This is a genomic window from Planococcus sp. TJ-302, assembly GCF_058268455.1.
The window spans coordinates 1,505,581-1,522,868 of the sequence record NZ_JBZDOI010000001.1 but is presented as its reverse complement, the minus strand read 5'-3'; the positions used below and the strand labels follow the sequence as shown (position 1 = coordinate 1,522,868).

Here is a 17,288-nt window from a genome sequence, read left to right as displayed (position 1 = left end):
TTTTGTCCAAAAATACATCCGAATAACATGGGGGACCCGCATATGCAGAACGATCAGAGAAATAAAGAAACGCGCATAATTATCGACTGGCTTCGGCGTCTCGGAGTAGAATTCCAGACGGGTTTTATCGTTACTAATCCGGAAGCAGTAGATAATCCTATCATCTATGCCAACGAGGCATTTTGTGAAATGAGCGGGTACCCTGTGAATGAAGTGGTCGGAAGAAACGGCAAATTCATGCATGGTTCGAAAACGGATCGGGAAGTCAGCCGGCAAATACGCGAATGCATCGACACCGGTAAAGCCTGCGTTAAGGAAATCATCAATTACCGCAAAGACGGTGTGCCTTTCTGGAACGAAATCACAATACAGCCGATTACCCTCGATGAAACTGAAGCGAAGTTCACCCTGATGCTGCACCGGGACATCACGGACAGAAAACGGGCGGAGACGCTCATCAAGCTGCAGCAGGAAACCTATAATGACTTGGAAAAAGGCTATATGCTTAGTGCACTGCTGCAAAAAGCTTGCACAGCGGTGGAATCGTTTTTCCAGGACGGCGCGAAATGCACCGTCTTATTAGTTGGGGAAGACGGGAAATTCAAACCGGGCGCGGGCAATTCGATGCCTCAGCATTTCCACGATGCTGTCAGCGAAATCAAAGTCGAAGCAACAGTTGGGACTTGCGGCGCTGCCTATTTCCGGAAAGAGACAGTCGTTGCGGAAAATATGCGGACCGATCCGTTATGGTCGGACCATCAGGATTTGGTTGAGCGCTACGGTTTGTTTTCGAGCTGGTCAGTACCGATTCTGGATGCCGGCGGGGACGCTATTGGCACATTTGGAATCTACTTCAAGGAAGAAAATGCGCTGGCAGCTGCAGATCGGGAGTTCATTGAACAGATTGCGCCGATTGTGTCGCTGACGATTAAGTATTTCCGCCAGCAGGAAGAAATGATGCGCTTGGCATTCCTGGACAAAGAAACGGATTTGCCGAACCGCAATTATTTTATGAATGAAACCCAAACGCTGATGGAAGAAAACAAAGAAGGTTTTGTGGCTTTCGTTTCCGCAGACGAGTACATCAAAGTGGTCGACCAATATGGGCACCGGGCAGGCGACGCCTTAATCCAGGAAATCGGTAAGCGATTCCTGTTGCCGCCATTGCCGCTAGAAAGCTTAGTGGCGCGTTTTTCAGATTCCACAATTGCTGTTTTCTGCTTGACGCCGCTTGCCAAAGTACCCGATATTCTGGGCGTGCTGGCGCAAAGCGCTGCCGAGCCCGTAAAAGTGCACGATCTGGAATTGTTCCTGACGCTGAAGATGGGCATCGCGATTGTTACCCAAAAACAGCACGATGCAGATGAGTTGATCCGCCATGCGGACAGTGCGCTGTCGAAAGCGAAGCTACGGGCAGGAGAGTCAATCTGCTATTACGAAAACGAACACGATGAATTCATGATGAGGGATTTGCGGATAGCAAATGAACTGACAGCCGCCATCAAACGCGAGGAAATCGATGTGCACCTGCAGCCGAAAGTGGAATTGGACAGCGGGAAAATCATTGGTTTCGAAGCACTTGCCCGCTGGTTCTCCGCCGATCTGGGGACAATATCGCCTGAAGTCTTCATTCCGGTGGCAGAAAAAAACGGGAAAATCCGTGAACTGGAACAGTTTGTAATGAAGAAAGTGCTCAGTTGGCTCCAAAAACAGCGGGATCTTGGCATGGAGTTGCGCCAAGTGGCGGTCAATATTTCGACTGATCATTTCTTCCATCATTCTTTCATTCCATACCTTGTGGACATCACGGCTGAATACGATATTGAACCAAGCTGGATCCGGCTGGAAATTACTGAGCGGATCGGATTTGTCGATATCGAGACCGCTTATAAAGTCTTTAACCGCTTGAAAGTTTTCGGCTTTACGAGTTCCATCGATGATTTCGGAACCGGCTATTCATCGCTGAGTTATCTTCAGAAACTGCCCGTACACGAAATCAAGATCGACCGTTCGTTCATATCCAAAATGCATGAGCCTGCAACGATGGCAATTGTCCGTACAATCATCCAGCTAGCAGAAAATCTTCAGATGATGGCAGTGGCGGAAGGAATTGAAACAGATGAACAGCGGAAGCTGCTCATTGCTCTTGGCTGCCGTGTCGGGCAAGGTTATTATTTCTATCGACCAATGTCACTCGATGAAGCGAATCTATTGTAAGCCGGAGCATCCATGCTCCGGTTTTTTTTGCGGTTTTGCAACAGGGTCTATCAAGCAGCAACTCTTCCCGTTCCGGGAAAGGTAAAGTTTAAAGGCAGCTTAAAGCCCTAGGCCAGAAAAAGTCTGAAAAATCTCAATGCGCCGAGCAGTGCGTTGCTGTAAAAAAATTCTGTTATACTAGATAGGATAAAGTTTGAAAAGGAGCTGTTTGCAGTGGGAAAAGTACATGTATTTGATCATCCGTTAATCCAGCATAAATTGACTTACATCCGTGACAAATCAACAGGCACAAAAGAATTTCGCGAGCTTGTCGATGAAATCGCTACGTTGATGGCTTTTGAAATCACGCGTGATCTTCCGTTAGAGGAAATTGAAGTCGAGACTCCTGTCCAAATGGCCAAGTCCAATGTGTTGTCAGGCAAAAAACTAGGAGTTGTTCCGATTCTCCGTGCCGGCATCGGCATGGTCGATGGAATTTTAAAATTGATCCCAGCAGCAAAAGTAGGGCATATCGGCTTGTACCGTGACCCAGAAACTTTGCAGCCGGTTGAATACTACTTGAAATTGCCTTCCGACGTGCAAGAACGTGAATTCATCGTGGTCGATCCGATGCTCGCTACTGGCGGTTCGGCAGTTGAAGCTGTTAATTCATTGAAAAAACGCGGAGCGAAAAAAATCCGTTTTATGTGCATCATCGCCGCTCCTGAAGGCGTGGAAGCATTGCAGCAAGCGCATCCGGATGTCGATATTTACATCGCAGCGCTTGATGAAAAGCTGAATGACCATGGCTATATCGTTCCGGGTCTAGGAGACGCCGGAGACCGTTTATTCGGAACTAAGTAAGCAAGAAAAGCGCAGGTGGCCGTTTAGCCCTGACAAGCGCTGGAGGGTTTGCTGCAATGGGGACTTTGCCATTGTTGGCAAAACCGAAGCGACCTCGAAGGGTTGGCCACCGGAGTCTGGACAATGAAGTGAAAAGGCGGGATAAACCTTGACGAAAAAGTGGAAAGTAATGACGATTTTCGGCACACGGCCGGAAGCCATCAAAATGGCTCCTCTAGTGTTGGAACTCCAAAAGCATCCTGAAACAATCGAGCCGTTAGTGGCAGTCACTGCACAGCACCGGGAAATGCTTGACCAAGTCCTTGAGACGTTCAAGATTACGCCGGACTTCGACTTGAATATCATGAAAGACCGCCAGACGCTAAGCGGTGTAACAACCCGTGCCCTTGAAGGCTTGGACAGCATCATGAAAGAGGCAAAACCGGATATCGTGCTTGTCCACGGCGATACGACCACAACTTTCGTTGCTGGACTTGCAGCGTTCTATAACCAGATCGCTGTCGGCCACGTCGAAGCCGGGCTGCGTACGTTCAATAAATATTCGCCTTACCCAGAAGAGATGAACCGCCAATTGACGGGTGTCTTGACGGATATCCATTTCGCGCCGACTGAAAAGTCCGCGCAGAATCTACGGTCGGAAAACAAAAAAGAAGCATCGATCTATATCACCGGCAATACCGCAATCGACGCATTGAAGACGACGGTCCAAGAGCATTATAGCCATCCAATCCTTGATAAGATCGGCAGCGACCGCCTGATTTTGTTGACTGCGCACCGCCGTGAGAATTTGGGAGACCCGATGCGCAATATGTTCCGCGCTATCAAACGCCTCATTTCTGAACATGACGATGTGCAAGTGGTTTATCCGGTGCATTTGAATCCGGCTGTCCGTGAAGTTGCGGAAGAAGTGCTTGGCGAAGATCCGAGAATCCATTTGATCCCGCCGCTTGAAGTATTGGATTTCCATAACTTTGCAGCGCGTTCGTTCATCATTCTCACAGATTCAGGCGGCGTGCAGGAGGAAGCTCCATCGCTCGGCAAGCCGGTTCTCGTATTGCGTGACACGACTGAACGTCCAGAAGGAATTGAAGCGGGCACTTTGAAGCTCGCCGGCACGGAGGAAGAAGACATCTACCGCATGGCGAAAGAATTGCTGACGGACGAAGAAGCATATAAGCGCATGTCGCAAGCTTCGAACCCGTATGGCGACGGTTTTGCGTCCCGCCGGATTGTGGAAGCTTTGCATGCGTATTTTGAGAAGAAGTAAGAACTAGAAGACGCTATGGACATTTGTTTTCAAATTTGTCAACAATATGTCGGCTCTAAATCGCTTGTGATGTTTTTCACTTCATCCAATTGACATGAATTTACCCCTAATGTATGCTTACAAAGGGTATGCATGAGAGGGTTTTCATACATAAAGATGTTGTTCTGGAAGCCTGATGCGACTGCTCTTTTTTAAGGGTTTAAGTCAAATCAAAACGAAACTCGAGGGGTTTATCATGCGCCCAACAAAAAGTCCCTTACAAGCGATGGCACTTTATAGCGCCATCCTCTCACAACTTGTCGGGTCCGTGCTCATCGGTCTGTTCACAGGTATGTGGCTCGATGAACAATTAGGAACCGCCCCGCTATTTCTGATCATTTTCCTGCTTGCGGGATTAGCTCTCGGAGTATGGGCAATGCTTCAGACCGTCCGAAAATTCGAATCAGGAGACCAGTAGAAAATGGATGGACTTAGGGAAATTTATGAACGGCTAAAAAAGATGATGTATTTCATTCTGGCAGCTTTCGTTTTAGGCTGGGGATTGACCCCATTTCAAGCGATTTTTGCAGGCCTCATCATAGGATCCTTGTTCGGCATTTATAATATGTGGATTTTGGTTCGCCGGATGGAAAAATTCGACCGGGCGGTGGCAGAAGGCTCGAAGGTTCGTTCGCTTGGAACGGCATTACGGTTTGCATCAGGTGTTGCCGCTGTTGCGATAGCTATTCTTTTCGCAGAGCAAGTTCACTTGGTCAGTACAGTAATTGGATTGATGATCCCTTATGTTCTGTTATTGGCAGAACGGATTATCTATCACGTGAAACACCATTAAGAAAAGTGAAAGAGAGGTGAAACTATCGTGGATCACGGCGCTCCAACTCGTGAGATATTCGGCCTCTGGTTCAACATGTCGAATGTTTTGATGCTAATTGTAGCCGCTGTTATCGTTTTCCTCATTGCTTTTATCGCTACACGAAATTTGAAACTGAAGCCTACGGGCATGCAGAACTTCATGGAATGGATCATGGATTTCGTCAAGGGCATCATTAAAAGCAATATGGACTGGAAAACAGGCGGCAGGTTCCATGTGCTGGGAATAACGCTAATCATGTTCATCTTTGTATCGAATATGTTAGGTCTCCCTTTCTCAATCATTGTCAACGGCAATCTTTGGTGGAAATCACCAACAGCTGACCCGATTGTAACAATGACGCTGGCAGCAATGGTTATCATCTTGAGCCATTATTATGGCATCAAGCTGAAAGGGCTGAAAGGGTACGGTGCGGATTACTTCAAACCGATGCCATTCCTTTTCCCGCTTAAGATCATTGAGGAATTCGCAAATACGCTGACACTCGGTCTGCGTCTTTACGGAAACATTTACGCAGGAGAAATTCTTCTTGCACTATTGGCCGGACTCGGCGGAGCAAGTGTATTCGGTTTTGCCGCTGCATTCCTTCCGATGATGGTATGGCAAGGATTCTCGATCTTTATCGGGGCAATCCAAGCATTCATTTTCGTTATGTTAACGATGGTTTATTTATCGCATAAAGTCAGCGAAGACCATTGAGTATAAAACGCTCCTAGCAGAGCAACAAAAAAACAACTATCCTGAGGAGGACACATCACAATGACAGGTTCATTAGGTTTATTAGCAGCAGCAATCGCAGTAGGTTTAGCAGCACTAGGTGCAGGTATTGGTAACGGACTTATCGTTTCAAAAACAGTAGAAGGTATCGCTCGCCAGCCAGAAGCACGCGGCGTTCTTCAAACAACTATGTTCATCGGGGTAGCTTTGGTTGAGGCATTGCCGATCATTGCTGTAGTAATCGCGTTCATCGTAATGAACCAATAGTATTAGAGAAAAGCGGAAGTGCCTGGTTAGCCCTGATAAGCGCTGGAAGTCTGACCGGTAATGGCGTACTTTGCCATTGCTGGTCAGACTGAAGCGTCTCGAGGGGCTGGGCACTGCAGCTGGACAAAGAAAAGCGCAAGCATCCGTTTAAATTCAAGGGGTGTGAGCAATCTAGTCAATATCAAGCAGAATGGCGGGAATGCTTCGGCATGTTTTTCGCCATTTATGTTTGTATGACACCATTTGATCTTGAAACAACATCTTTGAAATCAATAGATTTTACTAAATAGAAGAATCCGGATTTTAGGCTCTTGAAGGGAGTGAAACAATCGTGTTTTTTGATCACCTTGTACTTGGTGCAACTGATGGACATGCAGAATTTTTGAATGGTGGAGACATCATCGCGACACTTGTCGTCTTTCTAGTATTGCTGTTCTTGCTGAAGAAATTCGCTTGGGGTCCTTTGATGGGCATCATGCAGCAGCGGGAAGATTTGATCGCCAGCGAAATCGAAACGGCTGAAAACAGCCGCCAAGAATCCGCTAAATTGCTTGAAGAACAACGCAGCTTGTTAAAAGAAGCGCGTGTTCAAGCGCAAGAGATCGTAGAAAATGCTAAAAAGCAAGGCGAAGTTTCGCGTCAGGAACTGATCGCAACTGCGCGTGCTGAATCTGGCCGCATGAAAGAGTCTGCAGTTCAAGAAATTGCAAACGAAAAAGATAAAGCGATGGCAGCAGTGCGCGAAGAAGTTGTGGCATTGTCATTGCTTGCAGCATCTAAAGTTCTCAACAAAGAAATTTCTGAAGAAGACAACCGCCAATTGATTAACGAAACGATTGCGAAGGCAGGCGAAGTGCAATGAGTCAAGCTTCAGAACGCTACGCACTAGCACTGTTCGAAATCGCTAAAAAACACGGCGCTTCAGTGGAAGTGGAACTGGATCTTCGCGAAGTGCAAAAAGCTTTCGTAGCAAACCCAGAACTGCTGGAACTATTAAGTTCCCCGAAATTGGAAGCAACTGAAAAGAAAACCGTTATTTCCAACCTTTTCGGACAGGCGAATGTATATGTTCTAAACACATTGCAATTGCTTTCTGACCGCAAACGTTTAAAAGAAATTTCTCCAATCGTCGACGAATATATCCGTCTGGATAACGCAGACAAAGGAATTGAAGACGCGAAAGTCTACTCGGTCAGCCCATTGACTGACGAGCAGCGCGCATCCATCTCTTCTGTATTTGCGAAAAAAATCGGCAAAGAAGCATTGCGAATTGAAAACATCATTGACCCGTCCCTAATCGGCGGGCTGCGTCTTCAAATCGGAAACCGCATTTTCGACAGCTCAGTCAGCGCGAAACTAGAGCGCCTGCAGCGTCAATTGATCGGTTAATCTAAGAAATTAAGAGAGGGTGACATACATGAGCATCAAAGCTGAAGAAATCAGTGTCCTGATTAAACAGCAGATTGAAAATTATCAATCTGAAATGCAAGTTGACGATATTGGTACAGTAATCACAGTCGGTGACGGTATCGCTCGTGTTCATGGCCTCGACAACGTCATGGCTGGAGAACTTGTAGAGTTCTCAACTGGTGTCCTTGGTATGGCGCAAAACTTGGAAGCCAACAATGTTGGTATTATTATCCTTGGCCCATTCGCAGACATTAAAGAAGGCGATGAAGTACGTCGTACTGGCCGCATTATGGAAGTACCGGTAGGATCAGAACTTATCGGACGCGTAGTAAATCCACTAGGCATGCCTGTTGACGGTCTAGGACCGATCAACACAACTAAATCACGCCCAATCGAAAGCCCTGCACAAGGCGTTATGGCCCGTAAATCGGTTCATGAACCGCTTCAAACAGGCATTAAAGCGATTGACGCATTAGTACCAATCGGCCGTGGACAGCGCGAATTGATCATCGGTGACCGCCAGACAGGTAAAACGTCTGTAGCAATCGATACGATCTTGAACCAAGCTGACCAAGACATGATCTGTATCTATGTTGCAATCGGACAAAAAGAATCTACAGTACGTAACGTAGTTGAAACGTTCCGCAAAAACGGTGCTTTGGATTACACAATCGTAGTAACGGCTTCAGCTTCACAGCCGGCTCCATTATTGTACCTTGCTCCTTACGCAGGTATCACAATGGCTGAAGAATTCATGTTTGACGGCAAACACGTTTTGATCGTTTATGATGATTTGACGAAACAAGCATCTGCTTACCGCGAACTTTCACTATTGCTTCGCCGTCCACCAGGCCGAGAAGCTTACCCAGGGGATGTCTTCTACTTGCATTCACGGTTGTTGGAGCGTGCTGCGAAACTGAACGAAACATTAGGTTCAGGATCAATCACTGCCCTTCCATTCGTTGAAACACAAGCTGGCGATATTTCTGCTTATATTCCAACAAACGTAATCTCGATCACTGACGGACAAATCTTCCTTCAGTCTGATCTATTCTTCTCTGGTGTTCGCCCAGCGATCAACGCCGGTCTTTCTGTATCACGTGTTGGTGGTTCAGCTCAGATCAAAGCAATGAAAAAAGTTGCTGGTACTTTGCGCCTTGACTTGGCAGCTTACCGTGAATTGGAGTCATTCTCCCAGTTCGGTTCAGACCTTGATGCAGCTACTGCAGCAAAACTTGAGCGTGGTAAACGTACAGTTGAAGTCTTAAAGCAAGATTTGAACAACCCGATTAAAGTTGAAAAACAAGTTGTTATTTTCTATGCATTGACACGCGGATTCCTTGACGATATCCCAGTTCAAGACATCACTCGTTTTGAAGCAGAATTGACAAGCTGGTTGGATACGAACCACACTGAAGTTTTGGATACTATTCGCACGACTCAAGGATTGCCTTCTGACGACGCATTTGGCGCAGCGATCAACGATTTCAAACGCACATTCGCAAAATCAGAGTAATTTCCGACCAGTCCGGATTAGAACAAAAAATAATAAGGTGGTGAAATACCAGTGGCATCTTTACGCGATATAAAGAACCGAATTACGTCAACCAAGAAAACAAGCCAGATCACCCGCGCAATGCAGATGGTTTCTGCTTCGAAATTGAACCGTGCGGAAATGAATGCGAAAGCATTCGTTCCTTACATGGAGAAAATTCAGGACGTTGTAGCATCAATTGCAGCTGGCTCAAACGAGACGCATGCAATGATGATGACACGCCCTGTGCAGAAAACGGCTTACCTTGTGATCACATCGGATCGCGGCTTAGTCGGCGGATATAATAGCAACATCCTGCGGACAGTAATGGCTAGAATCAACGAACGCCATACATCCAATGATGAGTTTGTTATCCTAAGCGTTGGCCGTAAAGGTCGGGATTTCTTTGCCAAACAAGGAATGACGATTCTTGAAAGTGCAATCGCACTTCCAGATCATCCGACTTTTGCAGACATCAAAGAAATTACGCGCAAAGCTGTTGGTATGTTCTCAGACGGTACGTATGACGAAGTTTATATGTACTACAATCACTTCGCCTCAGCAATTCAGCAAGACGTCACTGAAAAGAAAGTCCTGCCTCTTACGGATATCCAAGCGACTGGAGCAACTGCTTCTTACGAGTTCGATCCATCAGCTGAAGCCATCTTAGAAGTGCTTCTTCCGCAATACGCAGAAAGCTTGATTTTTGGTGCTGTCCTTGACGGCAAGGCAAGTGAACACGCTGCGTCCATGACCGCAATGAAGAGCGCAACAGATAACGCGACTGACTTGATCAATGGGTTGACACTTTCATATAACCGTGCGAGACAAGCTGCGATCACTCAGGAAATCACTGAAATCGTCGGCGGAGCAGCGGCTTTAGAATAATAAAGAAAAGTGTAAGCGCCCGTCTAGCACCGACAAGCGCTGGAAGCCTTGCCAGTAATGGCGTTCTCTGCCATTGTTGGTAAGGCTGAAGCGACTCGAGGGGCTGGGCGCTGAAGCTAGACATAAAACAAAACATCAAACGATCAGCCAAGCTCCTGCCGTCAAAGCGGGAGTCATGCGGTTCGTTAAATTGTATAAAGAAAAAAGTAAGACAGGAGGGAACAGCATGAACACAGGACACGTTCTTCAAGTTATGGGACCGGTTGTAGACATTAAGTTTGCCGATGGCCATCTTCCAGCGATCTACAACGCCCTAACAGTATTAATTAATCGTCCAAACCAACCTCAAGTAAAATTGACGTTGGAGGTAGCTCTTCACCTTGGTGACGACACTGTACGTACTATTGCAATGGAGTCTACTGATGGATTGCAACGCGGTTCAGTAGTAACTGATTTGGGCAGCGCTATCACTGTTCCAGTCGGAGATGTAACATTAGGCCGTGTATTCAACGTACTTGGCGAAGTTATCGATTTAGGCGAAGAAATTCCGGCTACAGAAATGCGTAACCCGATTCACCGTTCAGCGCCGACTTTCGAACATCTTTCCACTGAAATCGAAATCCTTGAAACTGGTATCAAAGTTGTTGACTTGCTTGCCCCTTACATCAAAGGCGGTAAAATCGGTCTCTTCGGTGGTGCTGGTGTAGGTAAAACAGTTCTAATCCAGGAATTGATCAACAACATCGCTCAAGAGCACGGCGGACTTTCAGTATTCGCTGGAGTTGGTGAGCGTACACGCGAAGGAAATGACTTATTCCACGAGATGAGCGAATCCGGCGTTATCAAGAAAACAGCAATGGTCTTCGGCCAGATGAACGAGCCGCCTGGCGCACGTATGCGTGTAGCTTTAAGTGGTTTGACAATGGCAGAATACTTCCGTGACGAGCAGGGCGCTGACGTTCTTCTCTTCATCGATAACATTTTCCGTTTCACACAAGCCGGTTCTGAGGTTTCAGCCCTTTTAGGCCGTATGCCTTCAGCGGTTGGTTACCAGCCGACACTTGCTACAGAAATGGGCCAATTGCAAGAGCGTATCACGACAACTAGCGCCGGTTCAGTAACATCGATCCAAGCGATCTATGTGCCAGCCGATGACTATACGGATCCAGCTCCTGCAACAACTTTCGCTCACTTGGATGCAACAACGAACCTTGAGCGTAAACTTTCTGAAATGGGTATCTACCCAGCCGTGGATCCTTTGGCTTCGACTTCTCGCGCATTGTCGCCTGAAATTGTTGGAGTAGAGCATTACGGAGTTTCCCGTGAAGTTCAAGAAACGCTTCAGCGTTACCGTGAACTTCAAGATATCATTGCAATCCTAGGTATGGATGAGTTGAGCGACGAAGATAAGCTAACGGTTAACCGTGCGCGCCGCGTTCAAAACTTCCTATCTCAGAACTTCCACGTAGCTGAGCAGTTCACGGGCCAAAAAGGTTCGTACGTGCCAGTACAGGAAACGATCAAAGGATTCAGAGAAATTCTTGACGGCAAATACGATCACTTGCCTGAAGACGCTTTCCGTTTGGTAGGGCGTATTGAAGAAGTAATCGAAAAAGCCAAAGGCATGGGCGTACAAGTCTAAAACCAGGGACCAGGAGGGAAAAAAATGCAGACCATTAAAGTCAATATTGTCACTCCCGACGGCCCAGTATACGATTCAGAAGTTTCTATGGTAATAGCAGTTACAGCGACCGGTGAGATGGGTATCTTGCCTGGCCACATTCCGACAGTTGCTCCCCTTGGAATCGGCGCAGTCCGATTGAAAAAAGACAACTCGACTGAATTGGCAGCTGTGAGCGGTGGATTCTTGGAAGTTCGCCCTGATAAAGTAACAATTCTTGCACAATCCGCAGAGCTTGCGACAGATATTGATCTGGCGCGTGCACAAGAATCTGCAAGACGTGCAGAAGCGATGCTTCAGGCGCATAAAGATGAAGTCGACTTTAAACGAGCAGAATTAGCGTTAAAACGTGCGATGAATCGTATCAACGTTTATGAGGGTAACATTTAAAGAAAAGCGTAAGCGACCGTGTAGATTCGACGGGCATAAGACGCACTGGCGAAGCGGCATGTTTTCAGCCGCACAGCCAGAGTGGCTTATGACCCTAGAATCTGGTCGCTGAAGCTAGACTAAAAGAAAATGAGCGGACAGAAGGGCTTTTGACTTTTGTCCGCTTTTTTTATTAGCTAAATAAGTGGAGCTAATAATTTTTTATTGTCGATATTCCGCAAAATATCTGGACTTGCCGTTGGCGAGCGCGAAGCCCAAAGCGTCCGAAGCGGTATGTAAACTTTAATTTTTTTAGTTCTACTTATACAGCCTATATTCGCGCAAAGGAGTGAATAAAATGGAGACTATGATTGGGCAGCAGGCCTTGATTTCGATATTCAGCCATATCTTTTTTACGGGTGTAGCATTTTTCGCTATGCGGGCAGTTATGTTTGAAAAATGGATCCGCAAGGAACACGTGCTGCAAGCGCAAATTTTATATATCTTTTTAAGCATATCAATCGGATTAGCCGTATCGACCTTCTTTTTGAATATCTCGGTATGGTCTAGGCAATTGCCCTATCTTTTCTAAGTTTGCTTTGCTGCACATGGACAAATGTTCTCATGGCAGCAAAGCAAATTTTTTATTTCCCGGGAAATAAAATAGGGATTAAGGTTTAGTTTAGAAATAAAAGGGAAAAATAACATTGTCATGAAAGTGCAGTACTCTTTCTAGCGAAGGGCAGAAAATTTGTCAGTTTTGCGAAAATTATAGCCATAAAACATAATTGTTATTAAAAACTTTCCATAGATACTTGTTATTTTAGTAAAATACAGGTATTATGAGAAAGGTTTTGTTTCTAAATTATGACATAGGACTTTAACGTACAGAGTGTACATATAGATAAATCACATTATAGATGGAGGGCATATCAGTGGATCAGATTATTGTAAAAGGCGGCCAACAACTTAAAGGGAAAGTACGTGTCGAAGGGGCGAAGAATGCAGTTTTGCCAGTATTGGCAGGATCTTTGCTGGCTTCGAATGGCAAAAGCGTTATCAAAGAAGTTCCAAACTTGGCGGATGTCTACACGATTCAAGAAGTTTTGAAAAGTTTGAACGCAACAGTTGAATACTTCCCGGAAAAAAATGAAATGGTGATTGATGCATCAAACACCTTATCAAGCGAAGCGCAATTCGAATACGTTCGTAAAATGCGCGCTTCAATTTTGGTTATGGGGCCGTTGCTTGCACGTAATGGATTCGCTCGAGTTGCTCTTCCAGGCGGCTGTGCAATCGGATCACGTCCGATTGAATTGCATTTAAAAGGGTTTGAAGCGATGGGCGCACAAATCACTTTCGGCAATGGTTTCGTGGAAGCGACCGTTAACGGCCGTCTGCGCGGCGCTAAAATTTATTTAGATTTCCCAAGCGTCGGCGCAACTGAAAACATCATGACGGCAGCAGCTTTGGCTGACGGCGTAACGATTATCGAAAACGCGGCTAAAGAACCAGAAATCGTTGATTTGGCAAATTACATCAACGAAATGGGCGGCAAAGTCATTGGCGCTGGCACAGATACATTGCGCATCGAAGGCGTGGAAGTTTTGAGTGGCACAGAGCATTACATCATCCCTGACCGCGTTGAAGCTGGAACGTTCATGGTTGCGGCCGCTATCACAGAAGGCGACGTCATCATTGAAAATGCAGTTCCAGAACACATGGCGGCTTTAATCTCCAAATTGGAGGAAATGGGCGTTGATGTGAAAGAAGAAGAAGAAGGTTTGCGCATCCGTTCAAACCGTCCGCTTCGTTCGATCGATATTAAGACAATGCCTCACCCGGGATTCCCGACAGACATGCAGTCCCAGATGATGTCATTGATGCTGACCGCTCAAGGCAGCGGCATTCTGACAGAGACAGTTTTCGAAAACCGTTTTATGCACGTTGAAGAATTCCGCCGCATGAACGCGTCTGTTAAAATTGAAGGGCGTTCAGTGATCATGGAAGGGCCTTCTAAGCTTCAAGGAGCAGAAGTGGCTGCAACTGACTTAAGAGCAGCAGCGGCGCTTGTATTGGCAGGATTGGCTGCTGAGGGCATCACTCGCGTTAACGAATTGTATCACTTGGATCGCGGCTACGTGAATTTTCATAAAAAATTAGCCGCATTAGGTGCTGATATCGAACGTGTTACGACTGTGGAAACAGAAGTAAAAGAAGAGCAAATGGTCTAATATCATTTATATTTCAAGTCTGCCGGTTATATGCCGGCAGGCTTTTTATATGCCTGAAATCTTTGGTAAGCCAGCGCAAAATATTATGCCAATAAACTAAAAGACTTAGCAGTTGCATCGGGAAGAGAGGACGGCTTCTTCCAAAAGAGGACTATATTCCTTGAAAATTCTTTTTCTTTTATCTCATACCTATGATAAAATGTTCAGTTAGGAGAGTCTTTTTCAGGCTCAATAATTGTTGTGCTAGATTTGGAAGGGGAAACGGTTTAAATGTTTTCAAAAGATATAGGAATAGACCTAGGGACGGCTAACGTCCTGATTCATGTGAAAGGCAAAGGCATCGTATTGAATGAGCCATCTGTTGTAGCTCTGGACCGTAAAACAAATCAAGTGCTTGCGGTAGGGGAAGCGGCACGGAAAATGATCGGCCGCACACCGGAACACATCGTCGCTGTACGCCCATTGAAAGATGGCGTTATTGCGGACTTCGATGTCACAGAAATCATGCTGAAATATTTTCTTAACCGCTTGAAGGTGAAAGGCTTTATGACGAAGCCGAGAATCTTGATCTGCTGTCCGACAAACGTAACAAGTGTCGAGCAAAAAGCAATTCGGGAAGCTGCGGAAAAATCAGGAGGCAAAAAAGTTTATCTTGAAGAAGAACCGAAAGTCGCAGCCATTGGCGCGGGCATGGATATATACCAGCCGAGCGGTAATATGGTAGTCGATATCGGCGGAGGTACGACAGATGTAGCCGTGCTGTCAATGGGTGACATCGTCACGAGCGAATCGATCAAAGTTGCAGGCGATGTATTTGATAACGACATTCTTCAATACATTAAACGCCAATATAAATTATTGATCGGTGAACGCACTTCAGAAAACATCAAAATCCAGATCGGTTCGGTTTTAGCAGGCAACCGAAAAGAAGAAATGGAAGTGCGCGGCCGTGATATGGTGACGGGTTTGCCGCGCGTCATCAAAGTCCATTCTTCTGAAATAGAAGAGGCCTTAAAAGAATCAATCGGCATGATTGTCACAGCGGCAAAAAATGTTCTGGAGAAAACACCGCCTGAGCTATCCGCAGACATAATCGACCGCGGGATCATTTTGACGGGCGGCGGTGCAATGCTGCATGGCATGGAGAAATTATTGGCTGACGAGTTGAAAGTGCCTGTAACTGTGTCGGAAACCCCAATGGATTGCGTGGCTTTAGGAACCGGCATCATGCTGGACAATATGGGACGTTTGTCGAAGCGCCGTTAAGTGGATTGCTGGAAGCTAGGCTGTATGCAGGGTTTATGACGAATGGCATATGGCAAATCCGCATATTTTTAGTATAATGACAACTAATGCAGATGCGCGCGGAAAATATACATTACAGTAGAATTTCGGCGACAAACAGCCCAAGCTTGGAGGGCGGATGCATCAATGGAAAGGTTGACTGAGTAAATGGCTGAAACCAATAAGAAAATTCTTTTTCATAAAGAAACAAGAAAAGCTCCGGAACGAGATGCAGCTGTGGCAAAAAAGGAAGCGAAAAAGACGCGCTGGGTGCAAATCCGCATGTTTCCGATTTGGCTCCGTATTATCATTGTATTGCTGCTAATCGTTATTGCAGCTGCGCTGGGATCAATGATTGGTTATGGCGTGATCGGTGACGGCAACGCGAAAGATGCACTGAAATGGGAAACGTGGCAGCATATTATCGATATCATGAGCGGAAAGAAATAATTTCCGCTCTTGTTTTTTAGCTGCAAGGATTAGTTGAAGGCTGCTGGAGATGAGTTTATTCCGCAGCCGCTCAACTGCGAAAAGAATTCAAAGGGGTTGGAACCATGTTGACAGTAGAACAGATTCAGGCAATCTTGCCGCACCGCTATCCATTTCTAATGGTGGACCGCATTTTGGAAATCGAAGCGGGAAAAAGAGCGGTCGGACTTAAAAATGTAACAGCAAACGAAGAGTTTTTTAACGGCCATTTCCCGGGTTATCCGGTAATGCCAGGCGTTTTGATCGTTGAAGCCTTGGCACAGGTCGGAGCAACAGCGGTTCTTCAGCTTGATGTAAACAAAGGACGGCTGGCGTTCTTCACTGGCATCGACAATTGCCGATTCAAGCGCCAAGTTGTACCGGGTGATCAATTGAAGCTGGAAGTGGAATTGACGAAATTGCGCGGTTCTATGGGCAAAGGGCATGCCATTGCCACTGTTGACGGCGAACTTGTCTGCGAATGCGATATCCTTTTCGCACTAGGGCCGGTTGCTGAAACGAAATGAAGGAGGAAAAAAGCTGGAATCCGGGGAATATCCCTGGATTCCAGCTTTTTTTATTGTTTTGCTTCGTCTTTTCTCAAGCTTGGACGTTTACGCATATCGTGTTCAAAACGCTCGAGCAATTCTTCACCTTCAAGGCCGTCTTCCAGCAATTCTGATAGAAGCGTCTCAGCGTACTTCCTGCGCGCCCGTTTCAGGGTGCCTTTCAGTAGCACGGAAATTTGTTCTCCGATGACTTTCACTCCGTATATAGCTACTTCGAATGTGGCCGGTTCATTTTCCGGGTAGGAGATGACGACTTTGACGTCGTAGATATGGCCGGTTTCCATCATTCTTTTGAATGTCTCCAAATAGCGGATGTCCATCAGCATTTCCATCACCCACGAACGATGGCTATTTTCCTGATTGATGATGATTCCATCTTCAAGCGGGTAATCTGTCACTACATCATTTTCGACAACCCCGAGCGATAGCATTTTAAATGTTTTCACGAATCTCACTCCAAACATCACTTTTTTCCAGTATATCACAGCCATTATTTTTCAGTGCATACACTAGAAATTTCATGCGCATTTTGCAAAATTCGAAATTTAAAAAAAGAGGAAAATCAGTGCTTTTCCCGCTAGTTCTAGTGAAATTAAACGTAGAATTCTTTTGCGTTTATTGAAAAATAAAATATCGAGCCCAGATATCCCCCAAATCCTATTTTTGCCC

19 protein-coding genes are annotated in these 17,288 nt (G+C 46.0%); 18 read left to right on the top strand and 1 reads right to left on the bottom strand.

The features are described from left to right. Window positions 1-42 precede the first annotated feature (42 nt). The 18 genes from AC4EHB_RS07440 (at window position 43) to fabZ (ending at window position 16,577) form a co-directional block, all read left to right on the top strand. Window positions 43-2,217 carry a putative bifunctional diguanylate cyclase/phosphodiesterase gene (locus AC4EHB_RS07440; RefSeq protein WP_490981099.1) on the top strand — a complete coding sequence of 725 codons (2,175 nt, stop codon included), beginning with the start codon at window positions 43-45 and terminating at the stop codon, window positions 2,215-2,217. Between the two features lie 213 nt (window positions 2,218-2,430). Then, on the top strand, window positions 2,431-3,060 hold the full coding sequence (gene upp, locus AC4EHB_RS07435; RefSeq protein WP_490974931.1) for a uracil phosphoribosyltransferase: 630 nt from the start codon (window positions 2,431-2,433) through the stop codon (window positions 3,058-3,060). Between the two features lie 148 nt (window positions 3,061-3,208). Further along, window positions 3,209-4,327, top strand: a complete 1,119-nt coding sequence (gene wecB / locus AC4EHB_RS07430; protein ID WP_490981098.1) for a non-hydrolyzing UDP-N-acetylglucosamine 2-epimerase — start codon at window positions 3,209-3,211, stop codon at window positions 4,325-4,327. 235 nt (window positions 4,328-4,562) lie between these two features. Continuing rightward, the gene (locus AC4EHB_RS07425) at window positions 4,563-4,784 is read left to right on the top strand and encodes an AtpZ/AtpI family protein (RefSeq protein ID WP_490974929.1); all 222 of its coding nucleotides are present in this window, start codon (window positions 4,563-4,565) and stop codon (window positions 4,782-4,784) included. A 3-nt stretch (window positions 4,785-4,787) separates the two neighbouring features. Next, window positions 4,788-5,159, top strand: coding sequence for an ATP synthase subunit I (locus AC4EHB_RS07420; protein ID WP_490974928.1), 372 nt, complete (start codon window positions 4,788-4,790; stop codon window positions 5,157-5,159). A gap of 27 nt (window positions 5,160-5,186) precedes the next feature. Further along, window positions 5,187-5,897, top strand: coding sequence for a F0F1 ATP synthase subunit A (gene atpB, locus AC4EHB_RS07415; protein WP_490981097.1), 711 nt, complete (start codon window positions 5,187-5,189; stop codon window positions 5,895-5,897). A gap of 60 nt (window positions 5,898-5,957) precedes the next feature. Then, a complete protein-coding gene (gene atpE / locus AC4EHB_RS07410; RefSeq protein WP_006829234.1) occupies window positions 5,958-6,182 on the top strand; it encodes a F0F1 ATP synthase subunit C in 225 nt (74 codons plus the stop codon). A gap of 331 nt (window positions 6,183-6,513) precedes the next feature. Beyond that, window positions 6,514-7,044, top strand: a complete 531-nt coding sequence (gene atpF / locus AC4EHB_RS07405; protein WP_490974926.1) for a F0F1 ATP synthase subunit B — start codon at window positions 6,514-6,516, stop codon at window positions 7,042-7,044. Then, window positions 7,041-7,571, top strand: a complete 531-nt coding sequence (locus AC4EHB_RS07400; RefSeq protein WP_490974925.1) for a F0F1 ATP synthase subunit delta — start codon at window positions 7,041-7,043, stop codon at window positions 7,569-7,571. Before atpF ends, AC4EHB_RS07400 begins: the two co-directional genes overlap by 4 nt. Before the next feature lie 28 nt (window positions 7,572-7,599). Further along, a complete protein-coding gene (gene atpA, locus AC4EHB_RS07395; protein ID WP_490974924.1) occupies window positions 7,600-9,108 on the top strand; it encodes a F0F1 ATP synthase subunit alpha in 1,509 nt (502 codons plus the stop codon). Window positions 9,109-9,159: 51 nt separating this feature from the next. Further along, window positions 9,160-10,014 (top strand): ATP synthase F1 subunit gamma, encoded by an 855-nt coding sequence (gene atpG, locus AC4EHB_RS07390; RefSeq protein ID WP_135500195.1) that lies wholly within the window; start codon window positions 9,160-9,162, stop codon window positions 10,012-10,014. Window positions 10,015-10,240: 226 nt separating this feature from the next. Next, complete coding sequence (gene atpD, locus AC4EHB_RS07385; RefSeq protein WP_490974923.1) at window positions 10,241-11,656, top strand: F0F1 ATP synthase subunit beta; 1,416 nt, start codon at window positions 10,241-10,243, stop codon at window positions 11,654-11,656. A 24-nt stretch (window positions 11,657-11,680) separates the two neighbouring features. Then, on the top strand, window positions 11,681-12,085 hold the full coding sequence (locus AC4EHB_RS07380; RefSeq protein ID WP_135500197.1) for a F0F1 ATP synthase subunit epsilon: 405 nt from the start codon (window positions 11,681-11,683) through the stop codon (window positions 12,083-12,085). A 337-nt stretch (window positions 12,086-12,422) separates the two neighbouring features. Beyond that, window positions 12,423-12,656, top strand: coding sequence for a DUF1146 family protein (locus AC4EHB_RS07375; RefSeq protein ID WP_135500198.1), 234 nt, complete (start codon window positions 12,423-12,425; stop codon window positions 12,654-12,656). A gap of 343 nt (window positions 12,657-12,999) precedes the next feature. After that, a complete protein-coding gene (gene murA, locus AC4EHB_RS07370) occupies window positions 13,000-14,298 on the top strand; it encodes a UDP-N-acetylglucosamine 1-carboxyvinyltransferase (protein WP_490974922.1) in 1,299 nt (432 codons plus the stop codon). Window positions 14,299-14,568: 270 nt separating this feature from the next. Beyond that, window positions 14,569-15,564, top strand: a complete 996-nt coding sequence (locus AC4EHB_RS07365) for a rod shape-determining protein (RefSeq protein ID WP_490974921.1) — start codon at window positions 14,569-14,571, stop codon at window positions 15,562-15,564. Between the two features lie 186 nt (window positions 15,565-15,750). After that, entirely contained in the window at window positions 15,751-16,032 is a 282-nt protein-coding gene (locus AC4EHB_RS07360; protein WP_490981096.1) for a DNA-directed RNA polymerase subunit beta, read from the top strand. Window positions 16,033-16,136: 104 nt separating this feature from the next. After that, complete coding sequence (gene fabZ / locus AC4EHB_RS07355; protein ID WP_490981095.1) at window positions 16,137-16,577, top strand: 3-hydroxyacyl-ACP dehydratase FabZ; 441 nt, start codon at window positions 16,137-16,139, stop codon at window positions 16,575-16,577. 50 nt (window positions 16,578-16,627) lie between these two features. Here fabZ and AC4EHB_RS07350 read toward each other — a convergent pair whose 3' ends face one another. Then, window positions 16,628-17,065, bottom strand: coding sequence for a YwpF family protein (locus AC4EHB_RS07350; protein ID WP_490974918.1), 438 nt, complete (start codon window positions 17,063-17,065; stop codon window positions 16,628-16,630). Between the last annotated feature and the right edge of the window lie 223 nt (window positions 17,066-17,288).